The organism is Bradyrhizobium sp. cf659 (assembly GCF_900113725.1).
Classification (GTDB): Bacteria; Pseudomonadota; Alphaproteobacteria; order Rhizobiales; family Xanthobacteraceae; genus Bradyrhizobium.
Genome location: NZ_FOQJ01000003.1, coordinates 707,991 through 727,359 on the forward strand (window position 1 = coordinate 707,991; position 19,369 = coordinate 727,359).

Consider the following 19,369-nt stretch of genomic DNA (forward strand, 5'->3'; position numbering starts at 1 on the left):
CATTCTTCATGTACGCTTACGACGAAATCGACCGCACGCTGGTCAACGAGCGCGTCTCGGAATTCCGCGACCAGGTGCAGCGCCGTCTCTCGGGCGAGCTCACCGAAGACGAATTCAAGATGCTGCGCCTGCAGAACGGCGTCTATCTGCAACTCCACGCCTACATGTTTCGCGTCGCGATTCCCTACGGCACGCTGGCGTCGAACCAGTTGCGGGCGCTGGCCCATGTCGCGCGCAAATACGACCGCGGCTACGGCCATTTCACCACGCGCCAGAACATCCAGTTCAACTGGATCAAGCTGTCGGACCTGCCGGACGCGCTGGCCGATCTCGCCGAGGTCGGCATCCACGCGATGCAGACCTCCGGCAACAACATGCGCAACGTCACCTCGGACCAGTGGGCCGGCGTCGCGCCCGGCGAGATCGAGGATCCCCGCATCTGGTCGGAGCTGATCCGCCAGCACACCACGCTGCATCCGGAATTCTCGTTCCTGCCGCGCAAGTTCAAGATCGCAATCACCGCGTCGGACCACGACCGCGCCGCGATCAAGGTCCACGATATCGGCCTGCGCCTGATCAAGAACGAGAAGGACGAAACCGGCTTCGAAGTCCTGGTCGGCGGCGGTCTCGGCCGCACGCCGTTCATCGGCAAGACCATCAAGCACTTCGTACACGGCCGCGATCTCCTGAGCTACATCGAGGCCATCCTGCGCGTCTACAACCAGTACGGCCGCCGCGACAACATCTACAAGGCCCGTATCAAGATCCTGGTGCACGAGCTCGGCATCGAGAAATTCTCCCGCGAGGTCGAGGACGAGTGGCAGCACATCCGCAACTCCTCGCTCCAGATCGACGACGAGGTGATCGAGGACATTCGCTCGCGCTTCATCTATCCGGCGTACGAGAAGCTGCCGCACATGCCGGACGAGTTGCGGCAGGCCGCGGCCGATCCTGATTTCGAAGCGTGGCGCAAGAACTCCGTCGCCGCGCACAAAAACCCGGGCTATTCCATCGTCACGATCTCGCTGAAGCCGATCGGCGCGCCTCCGGGTGATGCCACCGCCGAGCAGATGGATGCGCTCGCCGATCTCGCCGACAAATATTCCTTCGGCGAAATCCGCGTCGGCCACGAGCAGAACCTGGCGCTGCCGCACGTCGCCAAGCGCGACCTGCCGGCGCTGTGGAAGGCGCTCGACAAGCTCGGGCTGGCGACGCCGAACGTCAATCTGATCACCGACATCATCGCCTGCCCGGGGCTCGACTATTGCTCGCTGGCGAATGCGCGCTCGATCCCGATCGCGCAGGAGCTGACGCGGCGCTTCGCCAATCACGAGCTCGCCAACCTGATCGGCCGGCTGCACATCAACATCTCAGGCTGCATCAATGCCTGCGGCCATCACCATGTCGGCCATATCGGCATTCTCGGCGTCGAGAAGAACGGCGAGGAGGTCTACCAGATCACGATCGGCGGCCGCGCCGACGAGGGCGCCGCGCTCGGCAATCTGATCGGCCCCGGCGTCAAGTTCGACGAGGTCGCCGACGTCGTCGAGGACATCGTGGAAGCCTATCTCGCGCTGCGCGAGCGCCCGGAGGAGCTGTTCATCGACACGGTGAAGCGCCTCGGCGTCGAACCCTTCAAGGAGCGTGTCTATGCCACTCGTTAACGGCGGAAAAATCGTCGACGACGGCTTCGTCAAGCTGGCCGTCGATACGCCGCTGCCGGAGGGCGGCGACATCCTGGTGCCGGCCGAGCGCTTCGTCGGCGAGGCGGATGCGTTGCTCAAGCGTGCCGGCAAGGTCGGTGTGATCTGGCCGAACAATCGCGACATCGACGAGCTCGTGCCGTATCTCGGCAAGGTCGCCGCCGTTGCGCTGGTGTTCCCGACCTTCCGCGACGGACGTGCCTACAGTCAGGCGCGGCTGCTGCGCGAGCGCTACAACTATCGCGGCGAGTTGCGTGCGACGGGGCAGGTGCTGCGCGACCAGTTCGTGTTCATGCTGCGCGCAGGCTTCGATTCCTTCGAGGTCAAGAAGCAGGCCGATGCGGAAGCCTTCATGCAGACCGCAAAGCGCTATTCGGTGTTCTACCAGCCGACTGGCGACGGCCGCATCACGGCGCTGCACCGGCGTATGCAGTTGCGTCACTCGGAAGGTGTCGGCACGTGAACGCCATTGCGCCTCAGGTATCTCCGGTGTCCGTTTCGGCGCTGCCCTCGGCCGAGGAGCTCGATCGCGCGTTGCGCGACGCCTCGCCCGCGGAAGTCATCGCCGCGGCCCTGAAGACGGTCGGCCGCGACAAGCTTGCGGTGGTGTCGTCCTTCGGCACGGAATCGGCGACGCTTCTGAAGGTGATGGCGGACGTCGATCCTGCGATCCCCGTGATCTTCCTCGACACCGGCTGGTTGTTCGAGGAGACGCTCGCCTATCGCGACACGCTGGTCGCAATGCTGGGTCTCAAGGACGTCCGCTCGATCAAGCCGGCGGAGGAGACGCTGTTGCGCGAGGATCCCGACCGCGACCTCTGGTTCTCCGATCCCGACGCCTGCTGCCGCATCCGCAAGGTGGAGCCGCTGGCGCGCGCGCTGAAGCCGTTCGATGCCTGGATCAACGGCCGCAAGCGCTTCCAGGGCAATGCGCGCGCCGACATTGCGGTGGTCGAGGACGATGGTACGCGGCTGAAGTTCAACCCCTTCGCCAACGTCTCGCGCCAGGAACTGGATGCGATTTTCGTCCGCGCCAAATTGCCGCGTCATCCACTGGCCGCCTCCGGTTTCCTGTCGGTTGGGTGTATGCCTTGCACCAGCAGAACGGCCGAAGGCGAGGATGCGCGCGCCGGTCGCTGGCGCGGCCGGGCCAAGACAGAATGCGGCATTCACACGATGAAGACTTCGTAGCACTGTCAGGCTGTCACGCTGCGAACAAGAAAATCCGGTTCCGTTGACTTAAGCGCGTTTCGCCCCGAGTTATGCCTGCCATCGATGACACCGATGTCGTCGAGGTGAATGGAGATGGACATGCTGCGCCGTATCGTTCCGCTCGTGGCAGGACTGCTTTGGGCAAGCTCGGCTCTCGCCGCCGACATCAATCTTCTGAACGTGTCGTACGATCCGACGCGCGAGCTCTATGCCGAGTTCAACAAGGCGTTTGCGGGTGCCTATCAGAAGGAGACCGGCAAGAGCGTCGAGATCAAGCAGTCTCATGGCGGCAGCGGTTCGCAGGCGCGCGCGGTGATCGACGGATTGCAGGCCGATGTGGTGACGCTCGCGCTCGCCTATGACATCGATGCGATCGCGAGCAAGGGCCTCACGACGGCCGACTGGCAGAAGCGTCTTCCGCAGAATTCATCACCTTACACGTCGACCATCGTGTTCCTGGTGCGCAAGGGCAATCCGAAGGGCATCAAGGACTGGGACGACCTGCTCAAGCCGGGCGTTGCCGTGATCACGCCGAACCCGAAGACATCGGGCGGCGCGCGCTGGAACTATCTGGCGGCCTGGGGCTTCGCGCTGAAGAAGTACGGATCCGCCGACAAGGCCAAGGATTTCATCGGCAAACTCTACCAGCAGGTGCCGGTGCTCGATACCGGCGCGCGCGGCGCCACCGTGACCTTCGTCGAGCGCGGCGTCGGCGACGTGCTGCTCGCCTGGGAGAACGAGGCCTATCTCGCGCTCAAGGAATTCGGTCCGGCAAAATTCGAGATCGTGGCGCCGCCGCAATCGATCCTCGCCGAGCCGCCGGTTGCGATCGTCGACAAGGTTGCCGATAAAAAGGGCACCCGCAACGCCGCCGACGCCTACCTCCAGTACTGGTACACCAAGGAGGGCCAGGAGATCGCCGCGCGCAATTTCTACCGTCCGCGCGATGCCGAGATTGCCAAAAAATATGAAAACTCCTTCGCAAAGGTCGAACTGTTCACCATCGACGACGTTTTCGGCGGCTGGACCAAGGCGCAGAAGGAACATTTTGCCGACGGCGGCATTTTCGATCAGATCTACAAGAACTGATCGGGCACCGTCTTAGGAGGCTTTAGCAGGGGGCCTGGTGAGCGCAGTTGCAGCAGCACGACGCCGGACATTGCCGGGCTTCGGTCTCACCATGGGACTGACGCTTTCCTGGCTGTCGATCATCATCTTGATTCCGCTCGCCGGCCTGTTCCTGAAATCGCTCGAGCTGAGCCCCGAGCAGTTCTGGAACATCCTCTCGAGCCGCCGCACCCTGAACGCCCTGCGGGTCTCGTTCGGCCTCGCTTTCGCGGCGGCCTGCGTCAATCTGGTGATGGGCAGCATCATCGTCTGGGCGCTGGTGCGCTACCGCTTTCCCGGCCGGCGCATCTTCGATGCCATCGTCGACGTGCCCTTCGCGCTGCCGACGGCGGTTGCCGGCGTGGCGCTGACCGCGCTGTTCGCCGAGAAGGGCTGGTTGGGCGCGCCGCTCGCAGCGCTCGGCATCAAGGTGGCGTTCACGCCGGTCGGCATCTTCGTTGCCATGATCTTCATCGGCATTCCCTTCGTGGTGCGCACGGTGCAGCCGGTGCTCCAGGATCTCGACCCCGAGATCGAGGAGGCCGCGGGCAGCCTGGGCGCGAGCCGCTGGCAGACCATCAGCCGCGTGATCCTGCCCTCGCTCGGACCGGCGTTGCTCACCGGCCTCGCGCTCGCCTTCGCGCGCGCGGTCGGCGAATACGGTTCGGTGATCTTCATCGCCGGAAATTTGCCCAACGTCTCCGAGATCGCGCCATTGCTGATCGTGATCCGCCTCTCCGAATTCCGCTACGCCGACGCGACCGCGATTGCGGTGGTCATGCTCGTCGTCTCCTTCGTCATCATCTTCGCCGTCAACCGGCTCCAGCGCTGGGCGCAGAGCCGGATCCCGGCGCGTTGAGGAGGATGCGATGACGATGCAGATCGCAGATTCCGTTTCGCTCTCCTCGCCCGATGCGAAGGCGCGTGCGTACGCGGCGGCGGCGCGTGACAACCTTCGCACCGAACCGCGCGCGGTGCGCATCGTCATCATCACGCTGGCGGTGCTGTTCCTCTCGGTCTTCGTCGTGCTGCCATTGGTGGTCGTGTTCGCGCAGGCGTTCTCGAAGGGCATCCTCGCCTATCTCGCCGCGCTTGCCGAGCCGGAGGCGCTGGCCGCGATCAGGCTGACGCTGCTGGTGGCGGCGATCTCGGTCGGCCTTAATCTCGTGTTCGGCCTTGTCGCCGCCTGGGCCATCGCCAAGTTCGATTTCAGGGGCAAGACCTTCCTGATCACGCTGATCGACCTGCCGTTCTCGGTGAGCCCGGTGATCTCGGGCCTCGTCTTCGTGCTGCTGTTCGGCGCGCAGGGCTATTTCGGCGGCTGGCTTAGGGATCACGACATCCACATCCTGTTCGCGGTACCCGGCATTGCACTGGCCACCACCTTCGTGACCTTCCCCTTCGTCGCGCGCGCGCTGATCCCGCTGATGCAGGAGCAGGGCACGCAGGAGGAGGAAGCCGCGATCTCGCTCGGCGCTTCCGGCCTGCAGACCTTCTTCCGCGTCACGCTGCCGAACATCAAATGGGGCGTGCTCTACGGCGTCCTGCTCTGCAACGCGCGCGCGATGGGCGAGTTCGGTGCGGTGTCGGTCGTGTCGGGCCACATTCGCGGCGAGACCAACACCATGCCGCTGCTGGTCGAGATTCTCTACAACGAGTACCAGTTCGTCGCCGCCTTCGCGATCGCCTCGCTGCTGGCGATGCTGGCGCTGATCACGCTGATCGCAAAAACCGTTCTCGAACGTCATCTCGACGAAGGGGAAGACCCCAGTGACCATTGAAGTCAGGAATCTCGTCAAGAAGTTCGGCAGCTTCGCCGCCCTCGACGGCGTCGACCTCAAGGTCGACAATGGCGAATTGCTGGCGCTGCTCGGACCCTCGGGCTCCGGCAAGACCACGCTGCTGCGGATCATCGCCGGCCTCGACTGGCCGGATTCGGGCGAAGTCTCCTTCAACGGCGAGGACGCACTGGCGCAAGGCGCGCGCGAACGGCACGTCGGCTTCGTGTTCCAGCATTACGCGCTGTTCCGCCACATGACGGTGTTCGAGAACGTCGCCTTCGGCCTGCGCGTGCAGCCGCGCGCGGTCCGGAAAGAGGAGGCCAAGATCCGCGCCCGCGTGAAAGAGCTGCTCGACCTCGTGCAACTCGATTGGCTCGCCGATCGCTATCCGAGCCAGCTCTCCGGCGGCCAGCGCCAGCGCATTGCGCTTGCCCGTGCGCTTGCGATCGAGCCGCGCATCCTGCTGCTCGACGAGCCGTTCGGTGCGCTCGATGCCAAGGTGCGCAAGGAGCTGCGCCGATGGCTGCGCTCGCTGCATCACGAGATCAACGTCACCTCGATCTTCGTCACCCACGACCAGGAGGAGGCACTGGAGGTCGCCAACCGCGTCGTGGTGATGGACAAGGGCAGGATCGAGCAGATCGGCTCGCCCGATGACGTCTACGAGAGCCCCGCGACCGCCTTCGTCCACGGCTTCATCGGCGAATCCATCGAGCTTCCGGTCCAGATTGCCAACGGCGTGGTCCAGCTCGGCGACCGACCGCTCCAGCTTGCGGCAGACGGCCTTGCTCCTGGCGCGTCAAAACTGTTCGTGCGGCGACACGACATGCTGGTCGGCCCGCCCGGCAGCGGCGCCTTCGAGGGCGCCGTGCAGCACGTCCGGAATTTCGGGCCGGTGCAGCGGGCGGAGGTGGCGCTATCAGGCGGCGAGACCATCGAGATCGACGCCCCCCGCGGCAGGGAACTGCATGTCGGCGACAGGATTGGCCTCGAGCCTCGCCGCTACCGGATATTTGCGGGCTAAGAGCGCGGTCGTTCCGGGGCGCGCGCCAGCGCGAACCCGGAATCCCGAGGTTGTCGCGCGAGATTCCGGGTTCAGTGCTGCGCACTGCCCCGGAATGACAGCTACGATTTTCTTCAAAATTCACCTTTCAGCCACGGTTGGTATGCAACAACGGCCCTTCATTTGGGGGCCCCGATTCATGCGCGCTGCGGCCGCAATACTCTTTACTTTGCTGCTCGCCGGCTGTGCCGGCAACGAAGCGCCGGTCCAGCAGCCGTCGATGTATGCCGATATGGCGGTCCCGGGCGCCAAGCTCGATGCGCAGGCGGCCGCGGTGATGATCTCGCAATACCGCCAGAACAACGCCCTCGGCACCGTCGTGATCGACCCCGACCTGATGCTGCTCGCCGAATCCCAGTCCCAGGCGATGGCTGCGGCCAACAAGATGGACCATGACGTCCGCGCGCCCCTGGCCAAGCGGCTCAGTGCCGGCGGCTATCCCGCGACCGTGGCGGTCGAAAACGTCTCGGCGGGCTATCATACGCTGGCGGAAGCGTTTTCCGGCTGGCGCGACTCGCCCCCGCACCGGGCCAACATGCTCAAGAGCGGTGTCACAAAATTGGGCATAGCGGCCGGCTATGCTCCGAACACCAAGTACAAGGTGTTCTGGACCATGATCCTGGCCTCGACGGATCCCCGATAAGCCAGACTTGATCCCGGGATGCATTGACGCCGCGGCGGACTGTCGCCACGGTGGCTGGCCATTTGCTATTGTTCCCCCATGACAGATCATAGTCCGCAATCCGCCAGCGTCCCCGCGAATGCGCAACGCGTCCTCGTCTTGCAGGGCGGCGGTGCGCTTGGCTCCTACCAGGCCGGCGCCTATCAGGCGCTGTGCGGCTATGGCTTCGAGCCCGAATGGGTCGCCGGCATCTCCATCGGCGCGGTCAACGCCGCCATCATCGCCGGCAATGAGGGCCACACCCGCGTCAAGCGGATGAAGGAATTCTGGGAGATGGTGTCGGCGCCGGTGCCGTGGAAGCCGATCGGCAAGAGCGATCACAGCCGCGAGCTGTTCAACTCCACCAGCGCCGCGCTGATCGCGACCTTCGGCGTACCCGGCTTCTTCGTCCCGCGCGTCCCGCCCGCGCCGATGTGGCCGCCGGGCCACCCCGAGGCGGAGAGCTATTACGACACGTCGCCCCTGAAGAAGACGCTGGAGCGGCTGGTCGATTTCGACCGCATCAACGACCTCAAGACGCGTTTCTCCGTCGGCGCCGTCGGCGTCACCTCCGGCAACTTCAAATATTTCGACAATTACGAGTTCAAGAAGCTCGGCAAGAAGATCGGTCCCGAGCACATCATGGCCTCCGGCGCGCTGCCGCCGGGCTTTCCGTCCGTCGTCATCGACGGCGAGCATTACTGGGACGGCGGCATCGCCTCCAACACGCCGCTCGACTACGTGCTCGATGCGGAGGTGGCTCGCGACATGCTGATCTTCCAGGTCGACCTGTTCAGCGCCCGCGGCGACCTGCCGAATTCGCTGCTGGAGGCCACCGAGCGCGAGAAGGACATCCGCTTCTCCAGCCGCACGCGGATGAACACCGACAAGAACAAGCAGATCCACAACGCCCGCAGGGCGGTGCGCGACCTGATTTCCAAATTGCCCGATTATCTCAAGAACGACCCTTCCGTCGAATTCCTTGCGAAGGCATCTCGTGAGAGCACGGTCACCGTGGTGCACCTGATCTACCGCAGCAAGAACTACGAATCCTCGTCCAAGGACTACGATTTCTCGCACGTGGCCATGGTCGAGCATTGGGAAGCCGGCGTGCGCGACGTGCACATGTCGATGCGCCACAAGGACAGGCTCGATCAGCCGCAATCCGGCGAGACCATGGTGGCCTACGATCTCACGGGGGACGTCTCCGCGCCCCCGGCAAAAAGGAGCGAATAGAATGGGTAGTCTGTCAGGCAAGAATGCCGTCGTGACCGGATCGACCAGCGGCATCGGGCTCGCTTATGCGCGTGCCTTCGCGGCGGCCGGTGCCAACGTCGTCATCAACGGCTTCGGTTCGCCCGAGGACATCGAGAAGGAACGTGCGAAGATCGAGTCCGACTTCAAGGTGAAGGCGATCTATTCGCCCGCCGACATGACCAAGCCGGCCGAGATCGCCGGGATGATTGCGCTCGGCGAGAAGACCTTCGGCTCGGTCGACATCCTCGTCAACAATGCCGGCGTCCAGTTCGTCTCGCCGATCGAGGAATTCCCGCCGGAGAAATGGGACCAGATCATCGCGATCAACCTGTCCTCGGCCTTCCATGCCATCCGCGCGGCGGTACCCGGCATGAAGAAGAAGGGCTGGGGCCGCATCATCAATACCGCTTCCGCGCACTCGCTGGTCGCCTCGCCGTTCAAGTCGGCCTATGTCTCGGCCAAGCACGGCATCGCCGGTCTCACCAAGACCGTGGCGCTGGAAGTCGCGACCCACAAGATCACCTGCAACTGCATCAGCCCCGGCTATGTCTGGACGCCGCTGGTGGAGAGGCAGATTCCCGACACGATGAAGGCGCGCAATCTCACCCGTGAGCAGGTTATCAACGACGTGCTGCTCGACGCGCAGCCGACCAAGGAGTTCGTCACCTCCGAGCAGGTCGCCGCACTGGCGCTGTTCCTGTGCAGCGACGATGCCGCGCAGATCACCGGCACCAACCTGTCGATCGACGGCGGCTGGACCGCGGAGTAGCGGTCGCTGTTTCAACTGGCTCTTCGTCATGCCCCGCGAAGGCGGGGCATCCAGTACGCCGCGGCCTATCGATCAATCACAACCGTCTCGGAGTACCGGATCGCCCGCTTTCGCGGGCGATGACTGAGAGAGTGGGGCGCCGTTTCTGGCCTAATGCGTCCAGGCCAGAGCCGTCACGAACGCGGATGACAGGTTCAGCTCCGCAAGCATGATCTTGCCGGCGACCACGAACAGCACGCTGGCAAGCGTCAGGCGCAGCACCGTCTCGGGGACGCGCGTCGCGCTGAAGCTGCCGACGATGATGCCGGGCAGCGAGCCCAGCAGCAGCACGCCCATCAGCGCCCAATCGACGTCGCCAAGCGCCCAATGCCCGATGCCCGCGACCAGCGTCAGCGGCACTGCATGGGCAATGTCGGAGCCGACGATGGTCGCCATCGGCAGGCGCGGGTAGAGCAGCAGGAGCACGGTCACGCCGACCGCGCCGGCGCCGACCGAAGAAATCGACACCAGCACACCGAGCACGATTCCCGTGACCACGGTCGCAATCGCCGTGGTGCGCTCGTCGACGCGCTCCAGCTTCCTGCGGTAGCGTTCCATGATCGCCTTGCGGAAGATCAGGGACGTTGCGGTCAGCAGCAGGGCGAAGCACAGCACGAGATTGACGAGACTGCGCTCGGAATCGCTTTTGAGATCGAGCTTCCACAGCACGAGCAGCGTCAGGGCGCTTGCCGGAAGGCTGCCGCAGGCGAGCCGCAGCACCGCCGGCCAGTGCACGCTGCGCGACCAGCCATGGACGACGCTGCCGCCGGTCTTGGTGGCCGCGGCATAGAGCAGGTCGGTGCCAACAGCGGTGGACGGATGGACGCCGAACAGCAGGATCAGCAGCGGCGTCATCAGCGAGCCGCCACCGACGCCGGTCATCCCGACAAGCAGGCCGACGCCAAATCCGGAGGCGACGTAGAGTGGATCAATCATGTCCGGGGAATCTTAGGTTTATCTCGTCGATTGGGCAATATGACGTAGAATAAATTTCCCCTGGGAGGCAACCTCTTGGACCAAATAAGAAAAATCATGCTACCTGCTGGCGGTCGGCAGTCGTTTCGCCTCGTTACCGAGCCTGTTACGCAATAGGCGTTCCCCAAGGGCAGGGCAGGCGAGGCGTTATTTGCCGAACGCCAGCACGTGCAGGCCGAGGCGCTGCCGCACGATCCAGAACAAGAGCACCGTCTCGAAGCTGAGCGAGATCGAGGTCGCCGCCGCGGCGCCATGGCCGCCGAAGCGCGGTACCAGCGCGATGCAGAGCACGACATTCATCACGAAGGCCAGCGCATAGGCCAGCGCGCAGATCTTCTGCTGGCCGAGCATGTTGAGCAGGCGCTCGACGGGCCCTATGGCGGCGCGCACGACGAGCCCGATCGCGGCGACGAACATGATGTCGTAGCCGACCACGAATTGCGGTCCGAACAGCCAGAGCAGCGGCTTGCCGAGCGCGAGCAGCACGATGGTCGCCGCCAGCGACGGCCAGAACGTCCAGTTGATGGCATGCGCGACGTAGGCCGACAGCCGCGCCTTGTCGCCAGCTGCGTTGTATTCGGCGAAGCGGTGCGCCGTGGTCGCCGACATCGCGTAGTGGATGAACGAGACCAGCGCCAGCGTCTTCACCACCGCGAAGTAGACGCCGACCTCGTCGGAGGGGCGGAACTGCTGAAGCACCAGCACGTCGGTGTAGGACAGCAGCAGATAGAAGCTCTCCACCAGCAGGATCGGCAGCGAGACGGCGAGCCAGCCGCTGACGTCATAGGTCTTCGGTCCGGGCTCGATATGGCCGGCGAGCTTGCGGTTCAGCACCACCATCTGCCCGGTCATCGCGATCCACACCGCACCTAGGCTCGCGATCATCGCGGCGACCGCGCCGAGATGATAGCCGAGCAGGCAGGCAGAGGCCGTGATGCCGATGATCAGCGCCTGGCGGATGATGAATTGCGGCATCAGGCCGAGCTGCATCCAGTCGTGCGAGCGGGCGATGCCGTCCTGGGTGTTGGCGACGACGAAGGCGGGCAGCGTCATGCAGCCGATATAGAGCGGCAGCACCTCGGCCGGTTCGATCCAGGGCGAGAGCAGCTTGACGATGCCGGCGAGGCCGAGCGAGACCAGCGTGGAGACGGCAAAGGTCAGCCAGCGGCTGCCGGAAAGAAAGCCGCGCAGCAGCGCGTGCTCACCGCTGGTGCGATACTCCGGGATGATCTTCTGTGCGGAGGCCGAGATGCCGAGATCCATCATGCTGCCGAGCAGCAGCACCCAGGTCCAGACGTAGACGTAGATGCCGTAGTCGGACGTGCCCATCCAGCGCGCGAGCAGAACCTGCGAAAAATAGGCAAGGCCCGCGCTGATGACGCGGATGATGAAGATGGTGCCGGCCAGCCGCCGCGTCAGCGACGCTTCGCTCGATCCGCCCGTCAACTTGCCCCGCAGCCGCGCGATCAGCCCGGCCGGTCCGCTCGTTGCGGGTTCTGCATCCATCACGGCCAATTCGAAGGGTCCCCAGGCGTCCCGCATGAAGCGGCAGCCTTGCTGCAGTAACCCCGGGAATTAGCAACCATTCGTTAAGATTCGGTTGGGTCACCGGTGTCGTCCCGGCGAAGGCCGGGACCCATACCGCGTGATCTATCGATGGGGTGCGGTGACAATCCCCTACGACAAGTCTTCGCCAAACCAGGCTCGGTGGCTATGGGTCCCGGCCTTCGCCGGGACGACAGTCACTCCAAATTCGTATTGAACTCGTACGACTTATCTGGCCCGACCAGCGTGAACTTCAGCGCCGCGCCGTCGGGCTTGGCGCCCGGCGGCAGCCCGTCGAGCTCGAAGGAGAAGCGTTTCACGCCGGGCGGGCTGGGGTCGACCGGTGCCGGGATCGGCAGCGACCAATCCGGCGTCGGCCCTTCGACGAACAAATTGACCTTGCGCGCGTCCGCCGGCGCGACGACGTCGACCACCACGTTCTTGGGCCCGTCGCGCCTGACGTCGCGGATGGTCAGCGGGTTGGGGTCGCCGATCGTCGCCGGCTTTGGCACGGTGTCGAGCGCTGCACGCAGATTGGCGTCCTCGGTCGAGGCGACGCTGTTGAGGCCGAGCTCGGCGCTGGCCTCGACAGGAATGCAGAGCTTTTCGCATACCGCGTAATTGATCTCGGCGCGCAAGGTCACCGGCTTGTCGGCGGCCTTGGCGACGATGCGCAGGGGCAGCACGACCTGGTCGCGATAGCCGATCGAGTGGCCGCCCGCGCCGTCGTCGAATTTCAGCGGCGCCGGCCACATGATCGTCACCGCTTCGACATTCTCCGATTTCGAGAAGTCGAACCGGGGAGGAACGCCGGAGTCGCCGGGCATACGCCAGTATGTCTTCCAGCCCGGCTGGAGCTGGAAGGCGATACCGCCGAGCAATACGGCGCCGCTGCGGGATCCCGCCAGTAGCCGCACTGCGGAATGCCCGTCACGCTGCCAGGGCGAGGCGTCGTCGGCGCGAGCTGCGGGGGCCAGCGACGACGCAAACAGGGTTGTCGCGACGCCGATCACCGCACGCAGGGGAACTTGTGTGAGCATGGCACGTCTTTACAGGGTCACCTTGGCGCAAACCATTGAATTGCCTGTGATGGATGCACTGGAATCAGGCCACTGCAAGCCTTGATTTGACAGCGGCCCGGCCCAACATCAGGATAGGAATTGAAACCGGAGTGCTTCACCGATGGCTCCCACAGGCAAGAGGACGGGCTACAGCACCCGGAGCGCGGGCCCCGCACTCCCCAGTTCCGCCGGCTATCTCGATGGCCGTCTCCTGATCGCGATGCCCGTGATGGGCGATGCGCGCTTCGAGCGCTCGGTGATCTATCTCTGCGCCCATTCGGCCGAAGGCGCGATGGGCATCATCGTGAACCATCCCGCCGGCAGCATCGACTTCCCCGAGCTGTTGCAGCAGCTCGGCATCATCAGGAAGGGCGAGCACATCAAGCTGCCGGAGAATGCCGAAAGCATGAAGGTGCTGCGCGGCGGTCCGGTCGATACCGGGCGCGGCTTCGTGCTGCATTCCAGCGATTTCTACATCGAGAACGCGACGCTCCGGATCGACGACGGCGTCTGCCTCACCGCAACCGTCGATATCCTGCGCGCGATCGCCAACGGCTCCGGCCCCAAGCATGCCATCCTCGCGCTCGGCTATGCCGGCTGGGCGCCGGGCCAGCTCGAGACCGAGATCCAGAGCAATGGCTGGCTGCATTGCGATGCGGATGCGGACCTGATCTTCGGCGACGACGTCGACGAAAAATACGGCCGCGCCTTGCGCAAGATCGGCATCGATCCCGGCATGCTCTCGAACGAGGCGGGACACGCGTAGCTGGTGCCACTCTCTCGGTGGCGTCCCCGCGAAGACGGAGACCCATAACCCCAGGGAGGAGTTGCGGCGCGAACTCTCAACCACGAGTCTTCGCCAAACCACTTCCTGTGGTTATGGATCCCGGATCGGCGCTCCGCTTCGCTGCGCTTGTCCGGGACGACGAAGGGAGTTTGGCGCAAGAGCGGCTCAGAAAATGGTGTCGTCCTGGCGAAAGCCAGGACCCATTACCCCAGGGAGAGGTTGGAGGCAGGCTGATCACTACCAGTCTTCGCCAAACTACGCCCTGGGGTAATGGGTCCTGGATCGGCGCTCGCTCCGCTCGCTGGTCCAGGACGACAGCCGCGCCTACTCCGCCGCCTGCTGCTGCACCGTCGGCTCCGTTCCCGCCACCGTGGCGCGGCGCATGTCGCGGGGCTGGGACTGGTCGTAGCGGCGGACGCGGTGCATGGTCTGGCGGTTGTCCCACATCACGAGGTCATGCAGCTTCCATTTGTGGACGTAGACGAACTCGGCGCGCGTCGCGTGCTCGTTGAGGTCACGCAACAGCAACCGTCCCTCCGGCACGCTCATGCCGACGATCTTGCCGGCATGCGACGAGAGATACAGCGACTTGCGGCGGTGGACGGGATGGGTGCGCACCAGGCGTTGCAGCACCGGCTTGAACATCTGCTTCTCGTCGTCGGTGTATTCGGTGAAGCCGAGCGAGCCGCGCGAATACATCAGCGAGTGCTCGCAGACGAGGTCCTCGATCTCCGCCTTGGTCTCGTCGTCGAGCGCGTCATAGGCCGCGCGCATGTCGGCGAATTCGGTGTTGCCGCCCTTCGGGTTCACGACGCGCGCCGACAGCAGCGAGAACTTGGCCGGGATCGGACGGAACGAGCTGTCGGAATGCCACAGGCAATTGCCGAGGTTGAACAGGTGCGTGCGGCTGTCCTTGGCCAGCGGCTTGCCGTCCTTGCCGAGATTGGAGACGTCGTTGAGGCCGGATTGCAGCCGGTAGTCCTTCTCCTTGGTGACCGTGCCGCCGCGCGCGTCCTCGCGCTGGCCGAAATTCAGCGCGAAAGCCATCTGCTGCTCGTCGGTGATGTCCTGGTCGTGGAAAACGAGCACCGCGTATTTGTCCATGGCGGCCTCGACCTCGCGAGCCTCATCCGGCGTGAGCGGCTTTCGCAAATCGAGGCCGGAGACCTCGCCGAAAAAATGTGTCTGAAGCTGCCGGATGGCGATCGTCATGGCGTTTTCTCCCGCGGACCGCGAGCGGTTGCTCCCGCTCTGCTACCGAAAAAGCTACTCCTGCACTTTCAGTTGTCAACGCGCGGCGCGCATGGCAGCCCGTAGCAGGCAAGATGTAGCCCGGGTGAGCCAACGGGTCGGCGCGAAGCGCCGCCCGATGACAGGCTCCGCGATACCCGGGAACGGTGCTGGCAAAGTCCCGGATGTCGCTTCGCTCATCCGGGCTACGCCCCCTCGATGCCTCTCACGCGTTGCGGGCCATCAGGCCGCCGTCGACCGGGATCACCGCGCCAGTCAGGAACGAGGCGGCCGGCAGGCACAGGCTCAGCGTCATATGCGCGACCTCTTCAGGATCGCCATAGCGGCCCAGCGCAGTGCGACGCCTGGCGTAGATGGTCTTGTGCTCCTCCGAGATGCGGTCGGTGATGGCGGTGCGGATCGGGCCCGGGCAGATGCAGTTGACGGTGATGCCTTCGCGGCCGAGCTCGACCGCGAGCGAGCGGGTGAGGCTCGCGACGCCGCCCTTCGCTGCCGAATAGGGGCTGTGCAATGCAGTAGCGCCGAGCGCCTCGGTCGAGGCGATGTTGACGATGCGCGGGCTCTTCGATTTGCGCAGGTGAGGCAGCGCGGCGCGGATGATGCGCGGATGCGCCGTCAGCATCACGGCGATGCCCTTGGCCCAGGCATCTTCGTACGTTTCGTCATCGATCGCGACGCGCACGGAGATGCCGGCATTGTTGACGATGATGTCGAGCCCGCCGAAATGCGCTGCAACGTCATTGACTACGCGCTTGATCTCGCCGCCGTCGGCGACGTCGAGCTTCCAGCTCTTCGCCGACCCGCCGCTCGCTGCGATCTCCTTCGCGACGGCGATCGCGCCTTGCTCGTCGTAATCGGTCACCGCGACATTCGCGCCCTCGGCGGCGAACACGCGCGCCGTCGCGCGGCCCATGCCGCTGGCCGCGCCGGTGACGAGAGCGGTCAGGCCCTTCACGGACCGGCTGAGCTGCTTGAACTCGGGCATGCTGTTTCCTCGCGTCCTGTTGTTTCTTGTTATGAGATTGACAAGGCTGGCATCGATCCGCAGACAGGTCAAACAAGCAAGACAAAACGGGAGGCCGCGATGGCGAACGAGCTCGATTTCACAGGCAAGCAGGTGCTGGTCGTCGGCGGCTCCAGCGGCATCGGCAACGGCATCGCGCAGGCCTTTCGCGCCAGGGGCGCGCATGTCGCGGTTTGCGGTACGCGTGCTCAGCCTGCGGAATATTCGGCGGAGGAAGGCTCCGATCTCGCCGGTCTTGCTTACGCGCAGCTCGACGTCAGCGATGCCGGCGCGATCGAAGCCTTCAAGCCGTCCTTCGATCGGCTCGACATCCTGGTGCTGGCCCAGGGCGCGGTGATCTATCGCCGTGGCGAGTTCGAGATGAGCGGTTTCCGCAAGGTCGTCGAGGTCAACTTGATGAGCCTGATGGCCTGTGCGACGCGGTTTCATTCCATGTTGCGGGATGCGAAGGGCGCGCTGATCATGGTGTCGTCGACCGCGGCCTATCATTCCACCATGGGCAACCCCGCCTACAACGCGTCGAAGACCGGCGCGGTCGGATTGACGCGCACGTTAGGGGAGGCCTGGGCCGAGGACGGCATTCGCGTCAACGGCATCGCGCCCGGCCTCGTCGACACCAAGATGACGAAGGTCACGACCGACAATCCCAAGCGGCTCGAAGGTGCCTTGTCGCGCATTCCGCTGCGGCGATTGGGCACGCCGGCCGACATGGCGGGCGCGGCGCTGTTCCTGGCCTCGCCGCTGTCGTCCTACATCATCGGCCAGACGCTGGTCGTCGATGGCGGGCTCATTCTGTAGGCGATCGCTCCCGGCGATTGGAACTGCGCTGCGCCTGATCGGTTACTCCGGCTGACCCCCGAGGAGGACCACATGGACAAGGATCGAATTGTCGGATCGGCCAAGGAATTCGCTGGCCGCGCGGAAGGCGCAGTCGGAGATCTGACGGGCGATGCGCAGACAGAAGCATCGGGCAAGGTGCGCGAGGCCGCTGGCACCGTGCAGAATCTCTACGGTCAGGCCAAGGACGCCGTGCGTGACGCCGGCGAGACTGCGGCTGGCTACGCCAAGGATGCCTACGCGAACAGCGGCGACACGTTTCGCGATGGCACGCAGGCGATTGCGCGCAAGGTGCAGGACAATCCGCTCGGCTCGCTGCTCGTCGCTGGCGCCATCGGCTTCGCGCTCGCGCTCTTGATGTCACGGCCCGCACGCCGCCCGCCGCCGCGCTGGCGCTATTACGGCTAGAAACCGTGCCGTCATTCCGGGGCGCGCGAAGCGCGAGCTATGGTGCCGCAATTGCGCACCATAGTTCGCGCCAAGAGGCGCGCCCCGGAATGACACCTCAATTTAGAGCAAGGACTACCGGACTTCCGCCGCTCGCCCGACATTGCCCGGCGGACGCGGGATCGCGGGGTTTTGAGCCGGATTGCGCGGTCCTGGCGCCGGCGCCCACTGACGCGGCGCTGGCTGCGGCGAGCCGAAGCCGAAGAAATCACGGAACGTCGGTGTCGCCTGGGCCGGCTGCTGCACCACCGGCGGCTTCTTAGGTGCGAGCTTTGGCGGTGCGATCGCAGCAGCCGCACCCGGCGTGCCGGGAGCAGCCGCGCTGCCGTCAGGCGTGGTCGCGGCCATCGGCGTGTCGCCCTTGGCCTGCTCGCGGCCGACTTCGCGGCGCGGCCAGGCATAATCGTCGGCGCGGCCCGCGGGGGCCGCAAGCGGCTCGCCCTTCACCATCGTCTTCGCAGCGAGCGCATCGACGGCGGCAGGACGCGAGCCCGGGCCGCCCAGCAATTGATCGGTCGAGATCGAGGCGGCGACCAGCGGCACGATCGGGCCGGCGAGCGGCCGCGGCGCGGGCTTGCCAGGCTCGGCGCTGGTGTCGGGCGTTGCCGGCTCGCTCGGCAGCGCGATCGGGCCGGAGCGGCCGGCGAGCAGGCGCGTGATCTCGCGCTCGACATAGTGAGCCAGCTTGCGCGCGCCGGGCTTGGTGAAGAAGACGCCGTCATAGGTGCGGAGCTGACGGATCTGGCCCTCGAAGTCCGGGCCCTTCTGGAGGAAGCGGCCGGCTTCGTCGACAAAGCCGTCCCAGACATCGACATAGGTGATGCCGGCCTTGGCCGCGCCCTCGCGGTAGAGCGAATCCAGGAACAGCATGTCCGCCGTGCCCTTCGGGCCGCGGATCGCGGGCAGGCCGACCCAGAGCACCGGCACGCCCTTGGCTTTCAGGACGTTGGCCAGCTCCTCGATCTTCTTGCCGTAGAGCTCGACCCAGCGGTCGTCGCGGAATTCGTAGAGGCCGTTCGGGTTGCGCGCGGTCTTCTCGGGAGCCGCGGTCTGCGGCGCGTCGGCGTTGTCGGCGTCATCCTGCGGCAGGTCGGTATCCGCCGGCTTGTCGTCGGGCTTGGCGGCGGTGTCGGGGCTGTTGGGTTTTGTATCGCCCGGCTTGCCCTGTGGCTTGGCGCGCCCACCCTTGTCGTTCTTCTCGGTCTTCTTGTCTTTGTCTGCCGGCTTGTCGGCGACGGGCTCGCGGATGGCGATGCGATCGTTGAGGCCGAGCATGACGACGATGATGTCGGGCTTCTCGGTCTCGAGAATGCCCTTCGCAGCCGCCGCCCAGTCCGAAGGCTCGCCCTTCGGCTGGTACTTGATCAGGCCGGACGTGGTCTTGTGCTTGCGGATCACGCCCATGTCGGGCTGCTCGCTGTAGGCGTCTTCCAGGCCATAGGCGAGCCAGTCCGCCATGGCATCGCCGATCACCAGCACGTTCTTGTCGGGAACGGTGTCGCGCTTGGCCGGCGCCGGCGCGCGCGAAAAATCCTGGCGCGGTGCTTGCGGCTGTTGCTGCTGGAACGGCGCGAAGAAGTCGCCGCCGAACCAGCCGCCGCCGCCGCCGCCTCCGCCGCTACGCGGTGGCGGCGGCGCCGAGCGCTGCGGCGGGCCGCCGAAGCCGGGGAAGTTGAAGAACTGCGCCGAGGCGGGTCCTGCGACCGACACCAGAATCGCAAGCGCCGTCCCCAGCGCGATCAACGGGCCGGTCTCGGTCAGCGCCTTGAACAGGGACTTCTTCGACATGCGATCTCGGGCACGCGCAACGGGGTCTGGATAGGCTCAATATAATAACGGAATCAGGCGCC

At 65.2% G+C, this 19,369-nt stretch carries 19 protein-coding genes; 13 read left to right on the forward strand and 6 right to left on the reverse strand.

From position 1 onward, the window contains the following. Positions 1-8: 8 nt before the first annotated feature. The 10 genes from BM118_RS17390 (at position 9) to BM118_RS17435 (ending at position 9,553) form a co-directional block, all read left to right on the forward strand. Positions 9-1,664: a nitrite/sulfite reductase gene (locus BM118_RS17390; RefSeq protein ID WP_092186729.1), complete on the forward strand. Its 1,656-nt coding sequence runs from the start codon at positions 9-11 to the stop codon at positions 1,662-1,664. Next, positions 1,651-2,166 carry a DUF934 domain-containing protein gene (locus BM118_RS17395; RefSeq protein ID WP_092186730.1) on the forward strand — a complete coding sequence of 172 codons (516 nt, stop codon included), beginning with the start codon at positions 1,651-1,653 and terminating at the stop codon, positions 2,164-2,166. Before BM118_RS17390 ends, BM118_RS17395 begins: the two co-directional genes overlap by 14 nt. Continuing rightward, positions 2,163-2,894, forward strand: coding sequence for a phosphoadenylyl-sulfate reductase (locus BM118_RS17400; RefSeq protein WP_092186731.1), 732 nt, complete (start codon positions 2,163-2,165; stop codon positions 2,892-2,894). The genes BM118_RS17395 and BM118_RS17400 overlap by 4 nt, the downstream gene beginning before the upstream one ends. 108 nt (positions 2,895-3,002) lie before the next feature. Beyond that, the gene (locus tag BM118_RS17405; protein ID WP_092186732.1) at positions 3,003-4,004 is read left to right on the forward strand and encodes a sulfate ABC transporter substrate-binding protein; all 1,002 of its coding nucleotides are present in this window, start codon (positions 3,003-3,005) and stop codon (positions 4,002-4,004) included. Between the two features lie 70 nt (positions 4,005-4,074). Further along, positions 4,075-4,881, forward strand: a complete 807-nt coding sequence (gene cysT, locus BM118_RS17410; protein ID WP_177234444.1) for a sulfate ABC transporter permease subunit CysT — start codon at positions 4,075-4,077, stop codon at positions 4,879-4,881. 10 nt (positions 4,882-4,891) lie between these two features. Beyond that, positions 4,892-5,803: a sulfate ABC transporter permease subunit CysW gene (gene cysW / locus BM118_RS17415; protein ID WP_092186734.1), complete on the forward strand. Its 912-nt coding sequence runs from the start codon at positions 4,892-4,894 to the stop codon at positions 5,801-5,803. Then, complete coding sequence (locus BM118_RS17420) at positions 5,793-6,827, forward strand: sulfate/molybdate ABC transporter ATP-binding protein (protein ID WP_092186735.1); 1,035 nt, start codon at positions 5,793-5,795, stop codon at positions 6,825-6,827. The genes cysW and BM118_RS17420 overlap by 11 nt, the downstream gene beginning before the upstream one ends. Before the next feature lie 178 nt (positions 6,828-7,005). After that, entirely contained in the window at positions 7,006-7,509 is a 504-nt protein-coding gene (locus tag BM118_RS17425) for a CAP domain-containing protein (RefSeq protein ID WP_092186736.1), read from the forward strand. 78 nt (positions 7,510-7,587) lie between these two features. Next, on the forward strand, positions 7,588-8,763 hold the full coding sequence (locus tag BM118_RS17430; RefSeq protein ID WP_092186737.1) for a DUF3734 domain-containing protein: 1,176 nt from the start codon (positions 7,588-7,590) through the stop codon (positions 8,761-8,763). 1 nt (position 8,764) lies between these two features. After that, a complete protein-coding gene (locus tag BM118_RS17435) occupies positions 8,765-9,553 on the forward strand; it encodes a 3-hydroxybutyrate dehydrogenase (RefSeq protein ID WP_092186738.1) in 789 nt (262 codons plus the stop codon). Positions 9,554-9,703: 150 nt separating this feature from the next. Here the strand turns inward: BM118_RS17435 and BM118_RS17440 are convergent, their stop codons facing one another. From BM118_RS17440 to BM118_RS17450, 3 genes are all read right to left on the reverse strand, one after another. Further along, the gene (locus tag BM118_RS17440; RefSeq protein WP_092186739.1) at positions 9,704-10,528 is read right to left on the reverse strand and encodes a sulfite exporter TauE/SafE family protein; all 825 of its coding nucleotides are present in this window, start codon (positions 10,526-10,528) and stop codon (positions 9,704-9,706) included. Positions 10,529-10,714: 186 nt separating this feature from the next. Beyond that, positions 10,715-12,082: a flippase gene (locus BM118_RS17445; RefSeq protein ID WP_177234445.1), complete on the reverse strand. Its 1,368-nt coding sequence runs from the start codon at positions 12,080-12,082 to the stop codon at positions 10,715-10,717. A gap of 227 nt (positions 12,083-12,309) precedes the next feature. Beyond that, on the reverse strand, positions 12,310-13,152 hold the full coding sequence (locus tag BM118_RS17450; protein ID WP_092186741.1) for a protein-disulfide reductase DsbD domain-containing protein: 843 nt from the start codon (positions 13,150-13,152) through the stop codon (positions 12,310-12,312). A 142-nt stretch (positions 13,153-13,294) separates the two neighbouring features. Here BM118_RS17450 and BM118_RS17455 point away from each other — a divergent pair, with 142 nt between their 5' ends. Further along, positions 13,295-13,939 carry a YqgE/AlgH family protein gene (locus BM118_RS17455; RefSeq protein ID WP_092186742.1) on the forward strand — a complete coding sequence of 215 codons (645 nt, stop codon included), beginning with the start codon at positions 13,295-13,297 and terminating at the stop codon, positions 13,937-13,939. Between the two features lie 345 nt (positions 13,940-14,284). Here BM118_RS17455 and BM118_RS17460 read toward each other — a convergent pair whose 3' ends face one another. Continuing rightward, positions 14,285-15,172, reverse strand: a complete 888-nt coding sequence (locus tag BM118_RS17460; protein WP_092186743.1) for a TauD/TfdA dioxygenase family protein — start codon at positions 15,170-15,172, stop codon at positions 14,285-14,287. Between the two features lie 244 nt (positions 15,173-15,416). Next, positions 15,417-16,196 (reverse strand): SDR family NAD(P)-dependent oxidoreductase, encoded by a 780-nt coding sequence (locus BM118_RS17465; protein WP_177234396.1) that lies wholly within the window; start codon positions 16,194-16,196, stop codon positions 15,417-15,419. 99 nt (positions 16,197-16,295) lie between these two features. Here BM118_RS17465 and BM118_RS17470 point away from each other — a divergent pair, with 99 nt between their 5' ends. Together BM118_RS17470 and BM118_RS17475 are read left to right on the forward strand one after the other, a co-directional pair. Further along, positions 16,296-17,033 carry an SDR family NAD(P)-dependent oxidoreductase gene (locus BM118_RS17470; protein WP_092186744.1) on the forward strand — a complete coding sequence of 246 codons (738 nt, stop codon included), beginning with the start codon at positions 16,296-16,298 and terminating at the stop codon, positions 17,031-17,033. A gap of 72 nt (positions 17,034-17,105) precedes the next feature. After that, positions 17,106-17,480 carry a CsbD family protein gene (locus BM118_RS17475; protein ID WP_092186745.1) on the forward strand — a complete coding sequence of 125 codons (375 nt, stop codon included), beginning with the start codon at positions 17,106-17,108 and terminating at the stop codon, positions 17,478-17,480. Between the two features lie 114 nt (positions 17,481-17,594). On the opposite strand, the gene BM118_RS17480 is transcribed toward BM118_RS17475, so the two are convergent. Then, on the reverse strand, positions 17,595-19,307 hold the full coding sequence (locus BM118_RS17480; RefSeq protein ID WP_092186746.1) for an SGNH/GDSL hydrolase family protein: 1,713 nt from the start codon (positions 19,305-19,307) through the stop codon (positions 17,595-17,597). Between the last annotated feature and the right edge of the window lie 62 nt (positions 19,308-19,369).

Excerpts from the sequence above, each read along its gene's own strand:
- BM118_RS17435 (WP_092186738.1), top strand. The coding sequence starts at position 8,765 with ATGGGTAGTCTGTCAGGCAAGAATGCCGTCGTGACCGGATCGACCAGC.
- BM118_RS17440 (WP_092186739.1), bottom strand. The coding sequence starts at position 10,528 with ATGATTGATCCACTCTACGTCGCCTCCGGATTTGGCGTCGGCCTGCTT.
- BM118_RS17450 (WP_092186741.1), bottom strand. The coding sequence starts at position 13,152 with ATGCTCACACAAGTTCCCCTGCGTGCGGTGATCGGCGTCGCGACAACC.
- BM118_RS17390 (WP_092186729.1), top strand. The coding sequence starts at position 9 with ATGTACGCTTACGACGAAATCGACCGCACGCTGGTCAACGAGCGCGTC.
- BM118_RS17395 (WP_092186730.1), top strand. The coding sequence starts at position 1,651 with ATGCCACTCGTTAACGGCGGAAAAATCGTCGACGACGGCTTCGTCAAG.
- BM118_RS17475 (WP_092186745.1), top strand. The coding sequence starts at position 17,106 with ATGGACAAGGATCGAATTGTCGGATCGGCCAAGGAATTCGCTGGCCGC.
- cysW (WP_092186734.1), top strand. The coding sequence starts at position 4,892 with ATGACGATGCAGATCGCAGATTCCGTTTCGCTCTCCTCGCCCGATGCG.
- BM118_RS17470 (WP_092186744.1), top strand. The coding sequence starts at position 16,296 with ATGGCGAACGAGCTCGATTTCACAGGCAAGCAGGTGCTGGTCGTCGGC.
- BM118_RS17430 (WP_092186737.1), top strand. The coding sequence starts at position 7,588 with ATGACAGATCATAGTCCGCAATCCGCCAGCGTCCCCGCGAATGCGCAA.
- BM118_RS17465 (WP_177234396.1), bottom strand. The coding sequence starts at position 16,196 with ATGCCCGAGTTCAAGCAGCTCAGCCGGTCCGTGAAGGGCCTGACCGCT.
- BM118_RS17480 (WP_092186746.1), bottom strand. The coding sequence starts at position 19,307 with ATGTCGAAGAAGTCCCTGTTCAAGGCGCTGACCGAGACCGGCCCGTTG.
- BM118_RS17405 (WP_092186732.1), top strand. The coding sequence starts at position 3,003 with ATGGAGATGGACATGCTGCGCCGTATCGTTCCGCTCGTGGCAGGACTG.
- BM118_RS17460 (WP_092186743.1), bottom strand. The coding sequence starts at position 15,172 with ATGACGATCGCCATCCGGCAGCTTCAGACACATTTTTTCGGCGAGGTC.
- BM118_RS17425 (WP_092186736.1), top strand. The coding sequence starts at position 7,006 with ATGCGCGCTGCGGCCGCAATACTCTTTACTTTGCTGCTCGCCGGCTGT.
- BM118_RS17455 (WP_092186742.1), top strand. The coding sequence starts at position 13,295 with ATGGCTCCCACAGGCAAGAGGACGGGCTACAGCACCCGGAGCGCGGGC.